Source organism: Faecalibacillus sp. MSK20_93 (genome assembly GCF_020589945.1).
In the GTDB taxonomy this organism is placed as follows: Bacteria; Bacillota_I; Bacilli_A; order Erysipelotrichales; family Coprobacillaceae; genus Faecalibacillus; species Faecalibacillus intestinalis.
Window position 1 is genome coordinate 38,563 of the sequence record NZ_JAJDKA010000006.1, and the last position, 18,296, is coordinate 56,858.

The following is an 18,296-nucleotide window of genomic DNA, read 5'->3' on the forward strand; positions in this document are numbered from 1 at the left end:
TTTTTGGAATAAAAAAGTAAATGATATTCATTTCGAATACCATTTACATATTTTTCATTTTATACCTGTATTTTGTAAATAACATTAAAAAATTAAAATTACATCCAACTTATTTTTTAACTAAAGAACATCCTGCACTTGTTCCAATACGATCAGCTCCAGCAGCAACGATTTTCACCATATCTTCAGGTGTTCTAACACCACCTGCAGCTTTTACTTTTGCTTTTCCATGAACAGCTTCTTTCATGATTCTAACATCTTCAATTGTAGCCCCTCTTGTTGAAAAACCAGTACTTGTTTTTACATAATCAGCTTTTGCTTCTACGCATAATTCACATGCTTTTTTAATTTCATCTTCTGTAAGTAAACAAGTTTCTAAAATAACTTTTACTAATGTTCCATTAGCAGCTTCAACTACCGCTTTAACATCATCTCTTACTAAATCATAATTTTTATCTTTTAAAGCTCCGATATTCATTACCATATCAATTTCATCAGCCCCATTAGCAATCGCATCCTTTGTTTCAAATGCTTTCACTGCACTTGTATTAGCCCCTAATGGAAAACCAATAACTGTACATACATTGACATCACTATCTTTTAGATAGTCTGCACAATAAGCAACATGGCATGGATTAATACAAACACTTGCAAAACCATATTCCATTGCTTCATCACAAATTCTTTTAACTGTTTCTAAAGGTGTATCTGCTTTTAAAACAGTATGATCAATCATTTTGTTGTAGTTCATTTTCTTCTTCTCCTTCGTATACTCTTTTAATAGCTTTTAATGCTATCGCTTTATCTCCTTCATACTCTCTTTGACCAACTTCTAAGGCAATAAATTTTTCATGACCTTTTCCTAATAATAAAACAACATCTCCTGGACTTGCTTGTTCAATGGCTTGTTCAACAGCTACTGCACGATTAGGAATAATAATGCTTGGAATATCTGTAATCTCACTTTGAATTTCTTTACAAATTTCCTCAATATTTTCTCCTCGATCATCTAATTCAGTCAAAATCACATGATCTAAATATCTATTGGCCAATGCTCCTATTTTCTTTCTTCTTGCCATATGTCTTTTACTTGGTGCTCCTAAAACAGCAATAATATTCCCTCTAGAAACACGATCTGCAAATTTAAAAACATTTTCAAAATCTTTTGTATGACAACAATAATCGACAATAATCGTAATTTTATGTTTATTAGGAATAAGCTCCATTCTTCCATTAACTGGTTTTAAATCACTAATGGCTTCAATGATCATGCGATCATCAAATCCTAAACCAACAAGTACTCCTACCGTTGCTAGAACATTATAAATATTAAAATCAGCAATTGTTGGACAAACAATATGATATAGATTTCCTTTTAATGAAAGATCAAATTCACTATGATCAATATAAAGTTCTATATTTTTAGCCATAATTTCACTTTCATTTTTAATACCATAAGTCATAATTCTTGCTTTCGTAGCTGCTTTAAATTCAGCAAAAACTTCTTCATCTTTATTTAAAACAGCAATCGAATTTGTAGATAACATTGAAAATAGTTTTTTCTTACTTTCAATATATTGTCTTCTAGTTCCATGAAAATCTAAATGTTCATCAGAAATATTTGTTAAAACAGCAATATTAAAATCGACTGCATCAATTCTTTTAAGTGCCAAACCATGACTACTTGCTTCCATGGCAACAACCTTAACACCACGTCTTGCCATATCAAACAATTTCTTTTGTACATATAAAGTTTCTGGCGTCGTATAAGGGCACTGTTCTTCTACCCCGTCATACTCTAAAGAAATTGTTCCCATGTAAGCTGCTTTACAATAATGATCCATCACACTTTTAACCATTGAAGCAACAACTGTTTTACCACTTGTTCCAGTCACTCCAACAACACGCATTTTCTTACTTGGATAATCATAGAATACATTAGAAACTCTATTTAATTCATCTAAAGCATCTGCTACCTTAATATAAATAATGCCTGGTTGTTTTTCTATATCCTTGCTATGAACAATAACTTTTGCTCCTTGAAAAATAGCATCATCCACATAACGATGTCCATCTACACTCAATCCTTCAATACAAAAGAATATAGAATAGGGTTTTACATATCTTGAATCACTATGAATTGAGTATATTTTCATATCATTATCAATATCAAACAACTCATTTAATCGTTTCATTATACCACTCTTCCAATTAACATTTCATCATATAAATCAATTATAACATTCTTCAATTGACCTATCAATTGTTCATCACTTTGTACTTTTATAAGTAAATAATTATCTCCATGTCCCACATAATATCCATGATCTTCTTTTTCAAAAAGAACTCTTAAAGTTTTACCAATTTGAGATTTTGCATAATTTTCATTTAACTCATGAGATAATGCAATCAATCGATTAACTCTTTCATGTTTAATTTTTTCATCAACTTGTACCATACGTGCTGCTGGTGTTCCTTTACGCATAGAATAAGGGAAAACATGAAGTTGTGTATATCCCACTTTTTTAATAAATTCATAAGTTTTTTCAAACTCTTCTTCGCTTTCTCCAGGAAAACCAACAATGACATCTGTTGTAAAAACAATATCAGGAATCAATCTTCTAATTTTTGATAATTTTTCATAATATTGTTCACAATTATATTTTCTATTCATACGTTTAAGTGTTTCATCACACCCAGCTTGAAGCGGTACATGTAAATGATCCACAATAATTTTAGATTTTGAAATTAAATCAATAATATCATCAGTAATTTGACTTGTTTCAATAGAAGAAATACGAAGTCTCTTTAATCCTTCTATTTTTGTTAAATCTACTAATAAATCATAAAAACTATAATTTTCTAAATCTTCACCATATCCTGCTGTATGAATCCCTGTTAAAACAATTTCTACATATCCTTTAGCTACTAATTCCTTTGCTTGTTTAATAACACTTTCTGGTTTTCTAGATCGCACTCTTCCTCTAGCATAAGGAATAATACAATATGTACAGAAATTATTACATCCATCTTGAATCTTTAAATAAGCTCTCGTATGTAAAAAACGATCAATATTTAAATCTTCAAATTTTCTTAATTGTTTAACTTCAGAAACTTTCACAATTCTTTCATGTGTTTGTTGATACTTTTCTACTAAATCAACAATTTCATTTCTAAATTGTGTCCCTAAAATGATACTTACACCTTCAATTGCTTCAATATCTTGAGGTGCTACTTGACTATAACATCCAACAACACAAACGGTTGCTTGAGGATTTTTACGAATTGCTTTGCGTATCATTTGACGAGATTTACTATCTCCTGTATTTGTGACAGTACATGTATTAACAACATAAACATCTGCCACTTCTTTAAAATCAACTTCTTCATATCCAGATTCTTCAAACATATTTAGCATTGCTTGAGATTCATAGGAATTAACTTTACATCCTAATGTATGGAATGCAACTTTCATTCTTTCACCTACTTTAATTTTTTCATAATTTTTTTATGTACTTTATCACTTAAATAATTTAATTCATGTAATTGATTTATAAATTGTTGAGGTTGTTTATAATAAGTCATAATTTCTCTTATATCATCTAAAGATGTATTTCCTTGGAAATATTTATCAATTATTGGAAAACTATCTACTAAACCATATTCTTTCTTATCAAAAATATAGATTTTCTTTAAACCATCATAATAATAATATTCATAATTTTCATCTTCAGCTATTCCTTTTAAAGAAGAAAAAGCAGAACGTAATACTTTTAAACCATAAAGTTGATAAGGAATTTCTATATTTCTTTGATAATCTTTAACATACAATTGATGTTGTTTTAATGTTAATAACATATAATTATTTAAATATCTTTCATTTATAAAAGGTTCTAAATAAGGAATTAAAATAATTTGTTGATCAGCTTTCATAAGTTTTAAATTTTTTAACGTTTCACTAATAATACTATTAAACATTTTTTGTTTTTCTTCATAATTTAAATATTGAATAGCATCTTGTGTCTCATAAACAAATCGCTTATATTCCCCTTCTATTTTTGTCTTATTATAAATACCATTTAAAATCACTTCATATTTAAACATTTCTTCTTCATTTGTCATTTTAAAAGCAAAACCATCTTCAAGAAAAGTATCTTTTTGTCCTTCAATAAGACGAAACAAATCACATTTTTTTAATTTTAACTCTACCCCATATTTCTTTAATAATTTAATCATTTTATAAGCTCCCTTGAATAACCAATGACACTCATTAAATAAAGTGGTGCTGTTTCACTTCTTAAAATACGGTTACCTAATGAACAACATTTAACGCCCATCTCGTTTAATTCTTGAATTTCACTTTCATCAAAGCCACCTTCACAACCAACAATAATCAATAATTGATCCCCTGCTTTTAATTGTTGTAAAGTATGAAATAATTCACCATGTTCATGTTGTTTAGCAGTTTCTTCATAAGCCACTAAATTATAATCTTTTAAATAGGGTTTTAATTCTTTAATTGTTTTTACTTCTTCTATTGAAGGTATTCTATTTCTTCCTGATTGTTCACTTGCTTCTTTTAATATTTTTTGATAGCGGGGCAGTTTTTTATTGAATTTGTCTTTAGTAAGTTTAACAACACATCTTTTAGAACTTAATGGAATAATATGATGAACTCCTAACTCACAGGCTTTTTGTAAAACAAATTCAAATTTATCTCCTTTAGGTAAAGCATAAACAAGTGTAACTTCTACATCTAATTCATTATTAATATCTAATTTTTCAATTGGTAAAATTGTACCTTCTTGAACATTTTCAATTAAACATAAATATTGAATATGTTTTAAGTCTACACAAATAATTTGATCACCATTTTTATTACGCATTACTTTTTCTATATGATGTTGATCACTACTTTCTATTTTGAAAGATTTATTTAATTCGATATTTTCATTTATAAAATATTTTTGCATCGTCTTTCACCCCAACATATTCTAGCATAATATTTCCCCAAGAAAAAACAATTTTACATTTTTATTTATATTCCTACAATTTCAAAAAGAAAAGTACGATTTTTCGTACTTAATTAGCTATTATTTTCTTTCTAAATACAAAATAGTTTTATAAAAAAAGAAGTAGCTTTTATACTACTTCCTTATTGAGCTTTTAAAACAAATCCATCTTGATAATCAACTTCTACATGTTGTCCTTGATGAACTGTTCCTTTAATAATTTCTTTAGCAAGTTTTGTTTCAATTTGAGATTGAATAAATCTCTTTAATGGTCTTGCTCCATAGATTGGATCAAATCCTTCTTCTTGAATCATTTGATAAGCTTGATCAGTTAAAGAAATCGTAATCTTTTTATCTTGTAAACGATGAACTAATTGACCAATAAATTTATCAATAATTTTTCTTACTACTGAACTATCTAATGAATTAAACATAACAATTTCATCAATACGATTTAAGAATTCTGGTTTAAAGTGCGCTTTTAATTCTTCTTTGACAAGTTTTCTATTTTCTTCATTATTTCCTTCTAATAAATATTGAGAACCAATATTGCTTGTCATGATAATAATTGTATTTTTAAAGCTAACTGTATTACCTTTACTATCTGTAATACGTCCATCATCTAAGACTTGAAGTAAGATATTGAAAACATCAGGATGGGCTTTTTCAATTTCATCCAATAATACAATACTATAAGGATGACGTCTTACTGCTTCTGTTAATTGTCCACCTTCTTCATAACCAACATATCCTGGTGGAGCTCCTACTAAACGAGAGACACTGAATTTTTCCATATATTCAGACATATCAATACGCACAATATTCTTTTCAGTATCAAATAATTGTTCTGCTAAAGCTTTAGCCACTTCTGTTTTACCAACCCCAGTTGGACCTAAGAATAAGAAGGAACCAATTGGTTTTTCTTCATCATTGATACCAGCACGGCTACGTAAGATAGCATCTGTTACTTTAGTGATTGCATCATCTTGACCAATAACACGTACTTTTAATGTATCATCTAAGGCTAAAAGTTTTTCTCTTTCAGAAGCCATTAATTTATTCATTGGAATACCTGTCCATCTTGAAATAACTTCTGAGACATTATCAACAGTTACTTTTTCTTGAAGTAAAGCATCATCCGATTCTTTTGCTTCAAGATCAGCAATTTCTTTGGTGATTTTTGGAATATCACCATATTGAAGTTTAGAAGCTTCTTGTAAATTACCTTCTTGCATATATTTATCTTGTAAAGCTACAAGTTTATTTTTTTGATTCTTTAATTCTTTAATATGATCTAATGAAGACTTTTCTTCTTTCCATTTTGCTTTTAATGCTGTTTCTTGTTCAGTTAAAGAAGCAATACGTTCTTTAATATCATTTAAACGTTTTACATTATCTTCATTACTATCTTCTTTTTCAATCGAAATTCTTTCCATTTCTAATCGATTCTTTTCACGTGTAATACCATCTAATTCTTCTGGTAAAGAATCAATTTCCATACGAATTGAAGCGCACGCTTCATCGATTAAATCGATGGCTTTATCTGGTAAGAAACGATCCGTAATATATCTTTGTGATAAATTAACAGCCCCAATAATAGCACTATCATTGATTTTAACCCCATGATGTCTTTCAAAAGAATCTTTTAAACCACGTAAGATAGCAATACTATCATCAATTGTTGGTTCATCAACTTGTACCTTTTGGAAACGTCTTTCAAGAGCTGCATCTTTTTCAATATATTGTCTATATTCATCTAAAGTCGTTGCTCCAATACAATGAAGTTCACCACGAGCCAACATTGGTTTTAATAAGTTAGCAGCATCCATCGCACCATCTGTTTTACCAGCACCAACTAATTGATGGATTTCATCAATAAATAAGATGATATTTCCATTTGCTTTTTTAATTTCACCTAAAACTGCTTTCAATCTTTCTTCAAATTCACCACGGTATTTAGCACCAGCTACAAGTGAACCTAAATCAAGTTCATATAAAGTTTTATTTTGTAAAGAAATTGGTACATCATTTTTATAAATACGCCATGCCAATCCTTCAACGATGGCTGTTTTACCAACACCTGGTTCACCAATTAAAATTGGATTATTTTTTGTTTTACGTGACAAGATTTGAATCACACGACGAATTTCATCATCACGTCCAATAACTGGATCTAATTTTCCATTTTCCACATCTTTTGTTAAGTCACGTCCATATTTTTCTAATACTTCATAAGTATTTTCTGGATTTGGATTGTCTACCATATGATCACCCCGCATTTCTAAAATCACCTTTTTTGTATCCTTTTTATTCATACCTTCTTGGTTTAATAAATCTTTGACCCAATTTTCATTTATTTCAAATAAAGCCATAATGACATGTTCTACAGACATATATTCATCTTTAAACGATGTCATTTGACTATTTGCTTTCGCAAGTAAATCATTTAAGCTATAGCTTATTCTCATGCTATTGACATCAATATTTTCAAGTGTCGTTTTTTGTTGAAGCCTTTGTTCTAATACTTGAATGAAATGATTTTTATCTTTATTTAGCTTAGATAACACCCTTGGAAAAATACCACTACTATCATTCAATAAAACATACAATACATGTTCAATGTCAATTACTTGATGCTTATAACTTAATGCTAATTGACTTGCTTTTTGAATTGCCTCTTGCATCTTGGCTGTAAATTTTTCGATATCCATGTTATCACTCTCCTTTAGCACTCCTTTATCCCTAGTGCTAATTTTATTATATCCATATTTTTAGCACTGTCAACACTTAAGTGCTAAAAAATTAAAAAAATCCTCTTTAAAAGATCCCCTATTCTATATTATTTAACACTAATAAAACTATTCAATTAGCCCTAATAACCAATTTCGTGCATTAATACGTCGTATTCCTTCATATTGCACTTCAGGATCATCATCCATTGTAAGAATAACTTTAGGGTAATTCTTGAATAGCTTGAAGATGTCTTAACTCTCTTTGAAGTGTTTTTTCATCACGTACAGTTAATGCAACTTGATAGTATTCGATACCTTTAGAATTTTGCGCAACAAAATCCACTTCAAAATGATCAACTTTCCCTACAAATACTTTATTTTCTCTTCTTAATAATTCTAAATACACAACATTTTCTAAAATATGTCCAGCATCTATTTTTTGTGTTCCTAGTAACATATAGCGCATTCCAATATCTACAATATAGTACTTTTCAAGTATCTTCAAATATTCTTTTCTTTTGTATAACCATACTTTTAATTGCTTCACATTTTCATAATTTGTTCTTTTTATAGAGGTCATTCTTTGTATATTGGTTGTGGGAAAGTACTTTGGAAAATACTTGTTGCTTTAAAGAGACGAAACATTCATTTTTTAAATAAACAGTTATGTGTTCTTTCTCCTTTTTATTGGTTTAATACCGGTAGAAAAAGTATTCACTTTGCATGCCTTTTACCTCAAATCATGACATTTCCAATTTGTTTATTCTTTGGAACAACTGTTATTGGTATGATTTTGTTTACTTTTAAATCAAAATCAAATTGAATCGAACAAATTATCAATGTGATTGCTCTGGATGTTTTATTTTAGGTGTTCTTAGTCTTTTCTTTTTTGATAAATAAAAAAGTGAGATCACCTTGATCCCACTTAAAACTATCTTTCTTCATAATTCACTGCTTCATCGACTCGTGTAAGTATTCCTGCAAAAAGATTGGGTTCTTTAGCCGTTCTTCCTCTTAAGACATATCCTTCACAACGACATTTTATATATTTACCATTTTTTAAACGTGCACGATATGTTAAATCATGACATTCTTTCTTTCCAGAGAAAACTGCTTCAATATCTTCTTCATATTCTTTACAATCATCTGGATGAATATGTTCTTCCCATATTTTACCTGCATCATACATATATTCATAAGGCAAATCAAAGTCTTTGACAGCTTGTACGGACCATCTTGAAACATTTGTTTCCATATTACATATATAAGCATAGCGGTTGATTGATGTTTGAGAAAAAGCATCAAAAATACGACTATCTAAACCACTTTTATCAATATGATTACTGTATTTAGGTCGTCTTTGATCAATATAATGTTGCATTTTAAAATGATACATTTTTTTATCAGCAAGACTTAAATATTCACTAATTGTTTTGTTTTCTTTTTTATCAATATCCACACAACCAAAACTAAAATCACATGGATACGGTACTTTCTTTTTCATTTCTTCTCTAAATTGTAAGCGTATTTCTAGTAGACGTTCTTCACATATATGTGCATCTTCTTTTTTAGATAAAATAAGTAGTTCATCCCCACCAATTCTAAAAATAAATTCATCTTCTTTTAAATTCATTTTCAAGATTTGACATACTTCTTTAATATAGCGATTTCCTCCAGAATGACCATAATTATCATTTACATACTTCAAACCATCAATATCAATAAATACAATGGCACAAGGAATATCTTTATCCCAAAGCTTTTTAATCATTTGATTAAAAGCACGTCGATTCGCAGTTCCCGTTAAGACATCTGTATTACTGATATGTTCCATCTTTTCTCGATAATGGCTTAATTGATCAATCATTTCATTAAATGAATCAGAAAAGCTTCCTAAGCTTGAAACATGTTGTTTATAATCACCAGCCGCAACTCTTTGAGCAACCCATGATAAATGCTTTAAATTACTTTGAATGCTTTTAACAGGAGCCGCTAAATAATTGTGAGATATAGAAAATTCTTCATCTACTTCTCCTTGGGCCATTTTAGATAAAACAATCTTTTCATCTTTGATCACTTCACCTAAATATTCAATTCCATCTGCAAGCTGTGTTACATCATCTGAAAGTTCATCACGACAAAGTGTTGCTTCATCTGTGTTATATAAAAGTTGTTTAATGTAATCTAAGAAAAGTTCTTGATCCTTATCGATCATCATCTACTGTCCCTTTAAAACGACATACTCTACTTCCACTAGACCAGCAATCAACTTCTCTTACTTTAAAAGGCTTCTTGGTATATGCTTCTAAAATTCCCGCAAAAAAACCTTCATCATATTTACATACAACTTCACCTGTTGGTGGCAATCCACTACAATCAAGATCTTCATGAATTGTAATTACAAATTCACCTTTTTCAAAGTCCGCTTCTTCCATTCTTAAAATACCTACTTTTAAAGTTTCTAAAGTTTGAGCAAGCGTACTTACAAATGTACTTTCATCAGCATCAAGAGGCAATGCATTTTTCGCAAATTCACATCCTGCAAGATAACCAGCTTGTCTAAAAATTTCATCTGTTTTTTCAATACCAAAATTTTTAAACAAGACATCATTCATACTGTATTCTAATAATCTATAGACAAGAACCGGCATTTCCTCACCTAAATGTTCTCTTCCTTTTTTGATATTTCCTAATTTATCCCATTCAAATTGATAATGGCTTTCAAGAGATACTTCAAAGATATTTTTCATATTTTCCCTCCTAACATTCATATAAATATTTATCTTCATTATTCCTGAAGTTCTTTTTTCTCTTTAAAATTTGTTTAAGTTCGTAGCTTATTATATCATCATAATTTTAAAATACAATTTCAATTGTAAGCGTTATTATAAGGATATAAAAATATCTTTTTTTTCAAGGAATTGCATGTCAAAAAAAGAAATATTCTCTCTATAAAAAAAGAAATAAAAAGAAAATGAGTTTTGTCATTTTCTACGTCTTGTTTCTTTAATGACCATAATAATGATATTACACTATAATAGACCCATTACAATGATCCTATTTATTTCATCTGAAAAGATTTTACTTGTTTCTAAAGCATATACATTCTTTTCAAATAAAAACATAAAGTGTTTTCTTCATTTTTCCCCTAGCTAATGTTTTTAATGCTTTTAAAGAATCTACGTTTTTAGAATATAATGTAAAAGGAGCAGAAGATGTATCTCCAATAGTCGTTAAATCATGCCCTTGTTTTTTGCATTCATTTTCTAAATAAGCTTTATGTTGGAATGAATTTAAATCAATTTCACCATTATTTAAAGCCTCATTAGGTAAATTATAAGCATCTAAAACTTTTTGTACAGCTCTAAATGTATCTGCTGAACCACATGTACCAATTTTGATAACTTTTTTCCATCTTTGCTTGATTGATATCCTTCAATATCTTTGACAAAGTTTTTGCATTTGTATCTATAAATTGGCAAAATTGTTCTTTGAATTTTGAGATATAATATAACTACAATTATAATCAAATTCTATTTATTACATCATTTTATAAATTTCAAAATTCCTCCAACTTAAAAAGCATTAAAATACTTTTCTATTTTAATGTACCCTATTTCATAAAAGACTTTTCCACATGTTAAAAAGTACAATTGTTTTATTAACTAACAATTGTACCTTATAAATGATCATTCATTCTTTCTGAACTATAATACTTATGATATCTTTCAATAATTTCTTTTCATCCTCTTACTCTAATTGGTATTCTTATATCATTACTAAGAATAAAATCTGTTTTCGCATCTTTTATATAATCCATATTAACAAGATAACTTTGGTGACACCGAATAAATCTTTTTGAATTAATCGTTTTTTCTAATTCACTCAACTTTTCTGTTGTTTGAATCACTCTACTATCTTTTAAATGAATATTTAATACATGTTTATCACTTTCAACATACATAATATCATTAATTTCAAGATATCGATGTTGTTTTTTAACTTTAACAGCAATTCTTTTTTGAACACTTCTTTGTAATACTTCATCTAAAAGCAATGTTAATTTATTTGTATCATAAGGTTTTAACAAATATCCCGCAACATATACTTCATAACTTTCTACCGCATAGTCTGCATGAGCTGTAAGAAAGATGATTGGTGCTTTAAATTGAATATCTCTTAATTTTCTAGCTATCTTCATTCCATTCATAATGATATCTAGAAATAAGAGTTCTACTTCAATATCATCTAATAAATTATCTCCTAATTCATATTCAAAGATTTTAAATTCTTCTTCATTATTTTCAAAATATGTTTGTATAACAACTTTTAAAAGCTATCGATCCAATTTACTATCATCACAAATAGCTATTTTTCTCATAACATACTCCTTAATACTTTGATTTTATCGATAATAATATATCTCTCCTTTATTTTTGGTAAGAAATTTTTATAAAATATTATTTTCATATCACGAAAACAATATTTCATTAAGAAATTAGTGTTATAATGACTAAAAGGAGGATTATTATGAATAATGTTATAATTAGTGATTCGATTAAATATATTGGGGTTGATGATACAACACTCGATCTTTTTGAAAGTCAATATATTGTACCTAATGGGGTTAGTTATAACTCTTATCTTATTTTAGATGAAAAGATTGCAGTTATGGATACAGTTGATGCAAGAAAGACAAAAGAATGGTTTGATAATTTAGATAAGGAATTAAAGGAACATGTTCCTGATTATTTGATTGTTTCTCATTTAGAACCTGATCATTCCGCAAATATTCAATTATTTACAGAAAAGTATAAAGAAGCAAAACTTGTTTTAAGTGCCAAAGCAAAAGCGATGCTTCCTCAATTTTTTAATATTGAAGGATTAGATGAAAGATGTATTGTGGTTAAAGAAGGAGAAGAATTAGATTTAGGAAATCATCATTTGAAATTTATCATGGCACCGATGGTGCATTGGCCTGAAGTAATGGTTGAATATGAAACAACTGAAAAAATATTATTCTCAGCAGACGGCTTTGGTAAATTTGGGGCTTTATCACATGATGAAGATTGGGCTTGTGAAGCAAGACGTTATTATTTTAATATTGTTGGTAAATATGGTGCTCCTGTACAAACTTTATTAAAAAAAGCCAGCACTTTAGATATTAAAATGATTTGTCCTTTACATGGCCCTATTTTAAAAGATAATTTAGGATATTATATTGATAAATACCAAATTTGGAGTAGTTATCAAAGTGAAGATGAAGGTGTTTTAGTGGCCAGTGCTTCTATCCATGGAAATACCAAAGAAGTGGCTTTAAAAGTAGTTGATTTATTAAAAGAAAAAGGTGTTAAAGTTGCCTTCACTGATCTTACAAGAGATGACATGGCTGAAGCAGTTGAAGATGCTTTTAGATATTCTAAAATGATTTTAGCTGGAGCTACTTACGATGGTGGTGTCTTTAGTCCAATGGAAGATTTCTTACATAGATTACAACATAAAGGATATCAAAATAAAACTGTTGGACTTATTGAAAATGGTTCTTGGGCTCCTCTTGCAAATAAAGTGATGAAAGATATGCTTACTCCAATGAAAAATATTACTATTTGTGAAAATACGGTCACAATTAAATCTACTTATAAAGATGAAAATCAAGAGGCAATTAATCAACTTGTTGAAGAAATATGTCATTAAAAAAATCAGCTATTGCTGATTTTTTTATATGATTTTTCCTTCAAAATGATCAAGTTCATGTTGAATGATTTGAGCTGTATACCCTTTAAACGTTTTAATTTTCTTTTTAAAATCTTGATCTAAATAACTTACTTTGATACTTTCATATCTTTGTGTCTTTCTTACACCTTGTAATGATAGACAACCTTCTTCTATTTGATACGTTTTTCCACTTGTTTTTAAAATAACAGGATTAATTAAAATAAGATATTTATTTTCATCTAAAACAACCATCATTGTTTTTAAATATCCAATCATATTCGCTGCCATACCAACACATTGTTCTTTGTAAGCTTGAATTGTTTCTAATAATTCATTGGCGATATATAAATCCTCTTTTGTACATGACTTTGATTTTTGTTTTAAAAAGAATTCATCTTTAATAATTTCTTTAACCATTTTTACCACTTATTATAATGAACAACAGCTTCATCATAATATTCTTCTTTCTCTTTAATTTCATCTAGAGGATAACCAAAAGCAATAATTGAATGAGGAATTTGATCATTGGGTAAATCAAACAATTTACTTTGGGCAAAAACACGATCCATTTGTGGCCATGTACCAAGCCAAACACTTCCAATACCTAAAGACCAAACTGCTAAAATCATATTTTGTCCAGCAATAGAACCATCTACAGCAAAATAATCTTTAGAGAATTTAAATGCTTTTGAGTAATCTCCACAAATTAAAATAGCAAAAGCACATTCAAGTAATGGTTTCGCTGGTACACCATTTGCTTGATACATTTTATGAAGAACTTCTGGATCGTCAACAACGATAAATGACCAATCTTTTGAATTAACACATGTTGGTCCTGACATTCCTGCTTTTAAGATTGTTTTGATGTCTTTTTCATCTACTTTTTGATTTTTAAATTGTCGAACACTTTTTCTTGTAAAAATTGTTTCTAATGTATTCATTATTGCACCTCTTTATATTTAATTGCTCTTGAAGGTTTTGAAGCAAAGCTTTTGATTTGAGGAACAATTGTTGTAAAGTGTTTTGTTTGATTATGTTCATCAATTGCTTCTTGGTTTTGCCATTCTTCAATAAAAGTAAAATGACTATCATCATTAATATCTTGATAAAGATGATAAGAGATATTTCCTTTTTCTTCTCTACTTAAAATAATAAGTTCTTTTGTAAGTTTTAAAAATTCTTTTTGATATTCTTCTTTAATATAATTTTCTGCAACAATTTTAATCATAGTATACCTCCATTAGTTGATATATCAACAATATAATAAAATATTCTATTTGTCAAATAAAAAAATGCTATGCACTGCATAACATTTTAAAAGTCTAAAGCTTCTTTTACAACATCAATTGGCATATCTTGATCTGTCCATAATTTAAATGAAGCAGCTCCTTGATAAAGCATCATTCCTAGACCATTAATTGTTTTACATCCTATTTTTTCAGCTTCTTCTAATAATTGTGTTTTTTCTGGCATATAAATAACATCTGAAACAATTAAATCTTTTCTTAAATAAGAAGTATCTGGTAAAACCATTTTTCCTTCTAATTTACCCATACCTACATTTGTTGCATTTGTAAAAATAATTGACTCATTGATTTCTTTTCTTAATGTTTCATGATCATTTAAATCAAATAATTGTGCTTTACATTGAGTTTGTGAATTGATTTTTTCTACATTTTCTAAAGCACGATCCCATGAAGCATCTTTAATATTGAAAATACTGATTTCTTTAACACCATCTAATGCAGCTTGCATGACGATTGCAGTAGCTGCTCCACCTGCACCAACAATTGTCATCTTTTTACCAATAATATCAATTCCTTGATCTTTTAAAGCTGTCATATAACCTGTTCCATCTGTAATAGTTCCAGTTAAAACACCATGATCATTAATAACAGTATTAATAGCGCCACACATTTTAGCAATTGGTGTAATATGATCTAAATATTGACCAATTGTTGTTTTATAAGGCATTGAAACATTCCATCCTCTTACATTTAAAGCTTTGAAACCTTTTACTGCATCTTCTAATTGATCTGGTTGAATATCAAAAGCTAAATATGCATAATCTAAGCCTAAAGCACGGCATGCAGCATTGTGCATCACTGGTGATTTAGAATGTCTAATTGGTGTAGCAATAAGTCCTAATAATTCTGTATGTCCTGTAATTCTCTTTTCCATTTTTATTTCCCCCATATATTAATAAAAAAGTCTCTTCATCCCATAAGGACGAAAGAGACCATCGCGTTACCACCTTACTTCGTTATTATTTCACAATAATAACCTTACTAAGTACCTACATACTCATACACGTTAACGGGTGTTACCGGAGATATTTACTAACTTCAATACTCTACTCCAAGAGGAATTCAATCATCAAACATAACTTTTTTTCACCAACCAAAAGCTCTCTACTTATGTTTTAATCATCTACTACTTCTTTTCACTGTATTTATTTGTATTAAACCACTTCATCATTTATTTGTCAAAGATTTTTTATATCTATTAATATACCTAATAAAAGATATCGCCTACTATGACGATATCTTCTTAATTAAGCTGTTTTCTTTTTATTTAAATAAATTAAAACTATCAAACTTCCTACCAATAATAAAGTAATACCTATAATATTTGTATTATCACCTGTATTTACCTTTTTAACTTCTTGTTTATTTTCAGCTTTTACATTTTCTTGATTATTTGATATGGTATCTTTCTTTTCATTATTATCTTTTGTTTGTTCTTTAATGATTAAAGTTGTTGTTGCATAACCATCTTCAAAATAAACCTTGACCTCATGATTACCAACAGGTAATGATTCTAAATATTCCTTATTAAACGTAACAATTGTTGATCCTTTTATCACTTTATAATTTGTCTTAGAAACTTCTTTTCCATCTACTTCAACTTTTACATTTTCTGTATATTCATGATCTATTCGTATTGAAATATCTTTTCCACTTTTCTTAACAAAAGTTCCTCCTTCACCTTCAATAACTTTATATATGATAGGTTTCTTTACAAGTCCTTCAATAGCTTTATTAATTGCATCTGCATAACCATCTACCGTTGCTTGTTCGGTAATATTCTTTCCTTCTTCTACTAAAGCAAGAGCATCTTTTAATGTCTTTACTGTTTCATCTGCATAGATACTTAAATCACTTGGCACTTTTGCTTTTGCTTCATTGACTTTTGTGTAGTCAGCAGGTTTATATTTTAAACCTACAATAGCATTTTCAATTGATGTTGCATAACCATTAACAGCAATTTGTTCAGTAACATCCTTATCTTCTACAACAGCTGCTAAAGTATCTTGTAATGCTTTTACCGATTCATCCGTATAAACGCTTAAATCAGCTGGTACTTTTGATTTTGCTTCATTAACTTTTGTATAATCAGCTTTTTCAATTGTTACTGTTCCTTGCGTGTTACTTTTAGAATTCACATATAATTGGTTGCCTTCTTTTAAAATAATGTTTCCTTTTTTTATTGTTAAATTTCCATTTGCCAACGCTATACCTATTGAACTGTCTTTAAAATCTATTGTACCTGTTGTTTCAATGTAAACGTCTTTTTTGTATGTATTATTTCCTGAACACATTCCATATAATTTGGCTGATACATCAATATTCCCTCCAGTTATCTTTATTCCTGTCGTTGGATTTGGATGTCCTGTTCCTGTAGCAAATATACCTACTCTGTTTGAAATAATATCTACTGTCCCACTAGATATTTCGATACTTCCACATGCATAGAGTCCATCTGTCCAACCATCGTCACTTACCTGTGAGGTATCAACTTTGACATATCCACCGTCAACTTTTATAGTTTGCATAGTAATTATGCTGCCTCCAATAGCATTAACTGTTCCACTTTCAAATAAAAGATCATTAGCATCTATTGTTGGTAATTCTTTCTTAGAGTTTAATTCTAATAATCCATTGCCACCAAATATAATAAATCCCGGACCATCCTTTTTGCCATAAATGACTGTTTTGCTAGATATAAGCTTGTTATTTCCATTTGATACAATATGTATATCTCTATCAGATGGTAAAACAATGCTCTTGTTATCACCCGTATTAAAATTCACATTTGTTAATGTTAATGTATTTGTAGTTGAATTCCAACTCCATCCTTCTTCTTTATTTTCCTCATCTTGAATAAATTTGCTTACGTCTAATGTTGTTGTTCTTTCTATCGTACTTGTCGCAAATACTTTTGTTGGACAAAAGCATATAGCTACGATCATCAACAACATTGATAAAAATATTTTTTTGATTTTCATTTGAATTTTTCCTTTCTTTTTCTTAATTGAGACTTATTGTACCATATTAAATCATTAAATAATGAGACTATGTGTCTCCTTTGTCTAAATTGTAGCGTAAGCTCTTTCAATTGTCAATTATTGACATAATAAAAAGATGTTTTCACATCTCTTTTTTCATCCAAGTATGTGGACAATATTCATCATAATCTATTTCACCATAAGCTTTAAAGCCTAATTTTTCATAAAAAGGTTTAGCTTGTAATTGCGCATGTAAACAAACATTTCCTTGAATTAAAGAACAGGCAGTTTTAACAATATATTGTCCTACTTTTTTTCCTCGATATTCTTTAATAACTGCAATTCTTCCAAGCACATTTGACTTTAAAGATTCATCATAATAAAAACGACATGTTCCTATCGGTTGATTATTTCCAAAAACAACAAGATGTTGACAAAGATCATCTAAATCATCAAATTCATCTTTAAATCCTTGTTCTTCCATAAAAACTTTAATTCTAATTTCTTTTGCTTCTTGAGGCAATTGATCATAAATTTTATAATTCATAT

Annotated in this window: 19 protein-coding genes and 1 other annotated feature; of the genes, 2 read left to right on the plus strand and 17 right to left on the minus strand. The window is 28.8% G+C overall.

All coding sequences use genetic code 11. The features are described 5' to 3' along the window. Positions 1 to 109: 109 nt before the first annotated feature. The 7 genes from deoC to LJD34_RS03350 form a co-directional block, all read right to left on the minus strand. On the minus strand, positions 110 to 751 hold the full coding sequence (deoC, locus tag LJD34_RS03320) for a deoxyribose-phosphate aldolase (RefSeq protein ID WP_022002489.1): 642 nt from the start codon (positions 749 to 751) through the stop codon (positions 110 to 112). Continuing rightward, a complete protein-coding gene (locus LJD34_RS03325; protein ID WP_032089793.1) occupies positions 729 to 2,195 on the minus strand; it encodes a UDP-N-acetylmuramoyl-L-alanyl-D-glutamate--2,6-diaminopimelate ligase in 1,467 nt (488 codons plus the stop codon). Before LJD34_RS03325 ends, deoC begins: the two co-directional genes overlap by 23 nt. Next, complete coding sequence (gene mtaB / locus LJD34_RS03330; protein ID WP_227359172.1) at positions 2,195 to 3,475, minus strand: tRNA (N(6)-L-threonylcarbamoyladenosine(37)-C(2))-methylthiotransferase MtaB; 1,281 nt, start codon at positions 3,473 to 3,475, stop codon at positions 2,195 to 2,197. Before mtaB ends, LJD34_RS03325 begins: the two co-directional genes overlap by 1 nt. A gap of 8 nt (positions 3,476 to 3,483) precedes the next feature. Beyond that, complete coding sequence (locus LJD34_RS03335; RefSeq protein ID WP_227359173.1) at positions 3,484 to 4,236, minus strand: hypothetical protein; 753 nt, start codon at positions 4,234 to 4,236, stop codon at positions 3,484 to 3,486. Next, positions 4,233 to 4,973, minus strand: a complete 741-nt coding sequence (locus LJD34_RS03340) for an RsmE family RNA methyltransferase (RefSeq protein WP_032089791.1) — start codon at positions 4,971 to 4,973, stop codon at positions 4,233 to 4,235. The genes LJD34_RS03335 and LJD34_RS03340 overlap by 4 nt, the downstream gene beginning before the upstream one ends. 182 nt (positions 4,974 to 5,155) lie before the next feature. Then, positions 5,156 to 7,723: an ATP-dependent chaperone ClpB gene (gene clpB, locus LJD34_RS03345; protein WP_032089790.1), complete on the minus strand. Its 2,568-nt coding sequence runs from the start codon at positions 7,721 to 7,723 to the stop codon at positions 5,156 to 5,158. Positions 7,724 to 7,964: 241 nt separating this feature from the next. Continuing rightward, complete coding sequence (locus LJD34_RS03350) at positions 7,965 to 8,249, minus strand: DUF4143 domain-containing protein (protein WP_394802867.1); 285 nt, start codon at positions 8,247 to 8,249, stop codon at positions 7,965 to 7,967. A gap of 78 nt (positions 8,250 to 8,327) precedes the next feature. On the opposite strand from LJD34_RS03350, the gene LJD34_RS03355 reads away from it, so the two are divergent. Beyond that, positions 8,328 to 8,567, plus strand: a complete 240-nt coding sequence (locus tag LJD34_RS03355; RefSeq protein WP_147580578.1) for a hypothetical protein — start codon at positions 8,328 to 8,330, stop codon at positions 8,565 to 8,567. Positions 8,568 to 8,675: 108 nt separating this feature from the next. On the opposite strand, the gene LJD34_RS03360 is transcribed toward LJD34_RS03355, so the two are convergent. From LJD34_RS03360 to LJD34_RS16580, 4 genes are all read right to left on the minus strand, one after another. Continuing rightward, a complete protein-coding gene (locus LJD34_RS03360) occupies positions 8,676 to 9,962 on the minus strand; it encodes a diguanylate cyclase domain-containing protein (RefSeq protein WP_032089787.1) in 1,287 nt (428 codons plus the stop codon). Further along, positions 9,949 to 10,494: a V4R domain-containing protein gene (locus tag LJD34_RS03365; RefSeq protein WP_052010824.1), complete on the minus strand. Its 546-nt coding sequence runs from the start codon at positions 10,492 to 10,494 to the stop codon at positions 9,949 to 9,951. Before LJD34_RS03365 ends, LJD34_RS03360 begins: the two co-directional genes overlap by 14 nt. A 361-nt stretch (positions 10,495 to 10,855) precedes the next feature. Further along, on the minus strand, positions 10,856 to 11,176 hold the full coding sequence (locus tag LJD34_RS16730; protein WP_412301610.1) for a MetQ/NlpA family ABC transporter substrate-binding protein: 321 nt from the start codon (positions 11,174 to 11,176) through the stop codon (positions 10,856 to 10,858). A 310-nt stretch (positions 11,177 to 11,486) separates the two neighbouring features. Continuing rightward, positions 11,487 to 12,065, minus strand: a complete 579-nt coding sequence (locus tag LJD34_RS16580) for a LytR/AlgR family response regulator transcription factor (protein ID WP_227359190.1) — start codon at positions 12,063 to 12,065, stop codon at positions 11,487 to 11,489. 209 nt (positions 12,066 to 12,274) lie between these two features. Between LJD34_RS16580 and LJD34_RS03380 the strand changes: the two genes are divergently transcribed. Next, a complete protein-coding gene (locus tag LJD34_RS03380) occupies positions 12,275 to 13,438 on the plus strand; it encodes an FprA family A-type flavoprotein (protein WP_147580581.1) in 1,164 nt (387 codons plus the stop codon). Positions 13,439 to 13,462: 24 nt separating this feature from the next. Here the strand turns inward: LJD34_RS03380 and LJD34_RS03385 are convergent, their stop codons facing one another. From LJD34_RS03385 to LJD34_RS03410, 6 genes are all read right to left on the minus strand, one after another. Further along, positions 13,463 to 13,876, minus strand: coding sequence for a peptide deformylase (locus LJD34_RS03385; protein WP_227359174.1), 414 nt, complete (start codon positions 13,874 to 13,876; stop codon positions 13,463 to 13,465). 2 nt (positions 13,877 to 13,878) lie between these two features. After that, the gene (locus LJD34_RS03390) at positions 13,879 to 14,400 is read right to left on the minus strand and encodes a nitroreductase family protein (RefSeq protein ID WP_227359175.1); all 522 of its coding nucleotides are present in this window, start codon (positions 14,398 to 14,400) and stop codon (positions 13,879 to 13,881) included. After that, on the minus strand, positions 14,400 to 14,687 hold the full coding sequence (locus LJD34_RS03395) for a putative quinol monooxygenase (RefSeq protein WP_227359176.1): 288 nt from the start codon (positions 14,685 to 14,687) through the stop codon (positions 14,400 to 14,402). The genes LJD34_RS03390 and LJD34_RS03395 overlap by 1 nt, the downstream gene beginning before the upstream one ends. A gap of 86 nt (positions 14,688 to 14,773) precedes the next feature. Continuing rightward, positions 14,774 to 15,640: a shikimate dehydrogenase gene (locus tag LJD34_RS03400; protein WP_227359177.1), complete on the minus strand. Its 867-nt coding sequence runs from the start codon at positions 15,638 to 15,640 to the stop codon at positions 14,774 to 14,776. Positions 15,641 to 15,681: 41 nt separating this feature from the next. After that, positions 15,682 to 15,915 (minus strand) — a binding site (T-box leader). Between the two features lie 98 nt (positions 15,916 to 16,013). Beyond that, the gene (locus LJD34_RS03405) at positions 16,014 to 17,747 is read right to left on the minus strand and encodes a hypothetical protein (RefSeq protein ID WP_032089780.1); all 1,734 of its coding nucleotides are present in this window, start codon (positions 17,745 to 17,747) and stop codon (positions 16,014 to 16,016) included. 142 nt (positions 17,748 to 17,889) lie between these two features. Then, a complete protein-coding gene (locus tag LJD34_RS03410) occupies positions 17,890 to 18,294 on the minus strand; it encodes a GNAT family N-acetyltransferase (protein WP_032089779.1) in 405 nt (134 codons plus the stop codon). Positions 18,295 to 18,296: the final 2 nt, after the last annotated feature.

Excerpts from the sequence above, each read along its gene's own strand:
- deoC (WP_022002489.1), bottom strand. The coding sequence starts at position 751 with ATGAACTACAACAAAATGATTGATCATACTGTTTTAAAAGCAGATACA.
- LJD34_RS03405 (WP_032089780.1), bottom strand. The coding sequence starts at position 17,747 with ATGAAAATCAAAAAAATATTTTTATCAATGTTGTTGATGATCGTAGCT.
- LJD34_RS03410 (WP_032089779.1), bottom strand. The coding sequence starts at position 18,294 with ATGAATTATAAAATTTATGATCAATTGCCTCAAGAAGCAAAAGAAATT.
- LJD34_RS03360 (WP_032089787.1), bottom strand. The coding sequence starts at position 9,962 with ATGATGATCGATAAGGATCAAGAACTTTTCTTAGATTACATTAAACAA.
- LJD34_RS03365 (WP_052010824.1), bottom strand. The coding sequence starts at position 10,494 with ATGAAAAATATCTTTGAAGTATCTCTTGAAAGCCATTATCAATTTGAA.
- LJD34_RS03340 (WP_032089791.1), bottom strand. The coding sequence starts at position 4,973 with ATGCAAAAATATTTTATAAATGAAAATATCGAATTAAATAAATCTTTC.
- LJD34_RS03325 (WP_032089793.1), bottom strand. The coding sequence starts at position 2,195 with ATGAAACGATTAAATGAGTTGTTTGATATTGATAATGATATGAAAATA.
- LJD34_RS03390 (WP_227359175.1), bottom strand. The coding sequence starts at position 14,400 with ATGAATACATTAGAAACAATTTTTACAAGAAAAAGTGTTCGACAATTT.
- LJD34_RS03395 (WP_227359176.1), bottom strand. The coding sequence starts at position 14,687 with ATGATTAAAATTGTTGCAGAAAATTATATTAAAGAAGAATATCAAAAA.
- LJD34_RS03385 (WP_227359174.1), bottom strand. The coding sequence starts at position 13,876 with ATGGTTAAAGAAATTATTAAAGATGAATTCTTTTTAAAACAAAAATCA.
- LJD34_RS03380 (WP_147580581.1), top strand. The coding sequence starts at position 12,275 with ATGAATAATGTTATAATTAGTGATTCGATTAAATATATTGGGGTTGAT.
- LJD34_RS03335 (WP_227359173.1), bottom strand. The coding sequence starts at position 4,236 with ATGATTAAATTATTAAAGAAATATGGGGTAGAGTTAAAATTAAAAAAA.
- clpB (WP_032089790.1), bottom strand. The coding sequence starts at position 7,723 with ATGGATATCGAAAAATTTACAGCCAAGATGCAAGAGGCAATTCAAAAA.
- LJD34_RS03400 (WP_227359177.1), bottom strand. The coding sequence starts at position 15,640 with ATGGAAAAGAGAATTACAGGACATACAGAATTATTAGGACTTATTGCT.
- mtaB (WP_227359172.1), bottom strand. The coding sequence starts at position 3,475 with ATGAAAGTTGCATTCCATACATTAGGATGTAAAGTTAATTCCTATGAA.